Origin of the sequence: Hymenobacter arizonensis, from assembly GCF_900115775.1 — a bacterium.
Taxonomy (GTDB): domain Bacteria; phylum Bacteroidota; class Bacteroidia; order Cytophagales; family Hymenobacteraceae; genus Hymenobacter; species Hymenobacter arizonensis.
This window is the reverse complement of the sequence record NZ_FOXS01000020.1, coordinates 1-1,441: the sequence shown is the minus strand read 5'-3', so window position 1 is coordinate 1,441 and position 1,441 is coordinate 1. Positions and strand designations below refer to the sequence as shown.

Here is a 1,441-nt window from a genome sequence, read left to right as displayed (position 1 = left end):
GAATAGTGGCGCACGGGTGCGTAACGCGTAACCAACCTACCCAGTTCTGGGGGATAGCCCGCCGAAAGGCGGATTAATACCGCATAAGACCATAGAGTGGCATCACTTCGTGGTTAAAGATTTATTGGAATTGGATGGGGTTGCGTGCCATTAGCTAGTTGGGGGGGTAACGGCCCACCAAGGCGACGATGGCTAGGGGAGCTGAGAGGCTGGTCCCCCACACGGGCACTGAGATACGGGCCCGACTCCTACGGGAGGCAGCAGTAGGGAATATTGGGCAATGGCCGAGAGGCTGACCCAGCCATGCCGCGTGCAGGACGAAGGCTTTCTGAGTCGTAAACTGCTTTTGCCAGGGAAGAATAAGGGGGATGCGTCCTCCGACGACGGTACCTGGTGAATAAGCACCGGCTAACTCCGTGCCAGCAGCCGCGGTAATACGGAGGGTGCAAGCGTTGTCCGGATTTATTGGGTTTAAAGGGTGCGTAGGCGGCCGTTTAAGTCCGGGGTGAAAGCCCACTGCTCAACAGTGGAACTGCCCTGGAAACTGGACGGCTTGAGTACAGACGAGGGTGGCGGAATGGATGGTGTAGCGGTGAAATGCATAGATACCATCCAGAACCCCGATTGCGAAGGCAGCTGCCTAGACTGTAACTGACGCTGAGGCACGAAAGCGTGGGGAGCGAACAGGATTAGATACCCTGGTAGTCCACGCCGTAAACGATGGATACTCGCTGCCGGCGATACAATGTCGGTGGCTTAGCGAAAGCGTTAAGTATCCCACCTGGGGAGTACGCCCGCAAGGGTGAAACTCAAAAGAATTGACGGGGGCCCGCACAAGTGGTGGAGCATGTGGTTTAATTCGATGATACGCGAGGAACCTTACCTAGGCTAGAATGCGCGTGACCGGTTCAGAGATGAGCCTTTCCTTCGGGACACAAAGCAAGGTGCTGCATGGCCGTCGTCAGCTCGTGCCGTGAGGTGTTGGGTTAAGTCCCGCAACGAGCGCAACCCCTATGTTTAGTTGCCAGCGGATAATGCCGGGGACTCTAGACAGACTGCCTGCGCAAGCAGTGAGGAAGGCGGGGACGACGTCAGGTCATCATGGCCCTTACGCCTAGGGCTACACACGTGCTACAATGGACGGTACAGCGGGTTGCCAACCAGCGATGGTGCGCCAATCCCGAAAAGCCGTTCTCAGTTCGGATCGGAGTCTGCAACTCGACTCCGTGAAGCTGGAATCACTAGTAATCGCGTATCAGCAATGACGCGGTGAATACGTTCCCGGGCCTTGTACACACCGCCCGTCAAGCCATGGAAGTTTGGTAGACCTGAAGCCGGTGCTCGTCACAGAAGCCGGTTAGGGTAGAACAGGTAACTAGGGCTAAGTCGTAACAAGGTAGCCGTACCGGAAGGTGCGGCTGGATCACCTCCTTTCTGGAGC

1 rRNA gene is annotated in these 1,441 nt (G+C 56.6%); it reads left to right on the top strand.

Annotation, left to right across the window (positions count from 1 at the left end):
- Positions 1 to 1,434 (top strand): 16S ribosomal RNA (locus BMZ66_RS24975); the annotation flags it as partial.
- Positions 1,435 to 1,441: the final 7 nt, after the last annotated feature.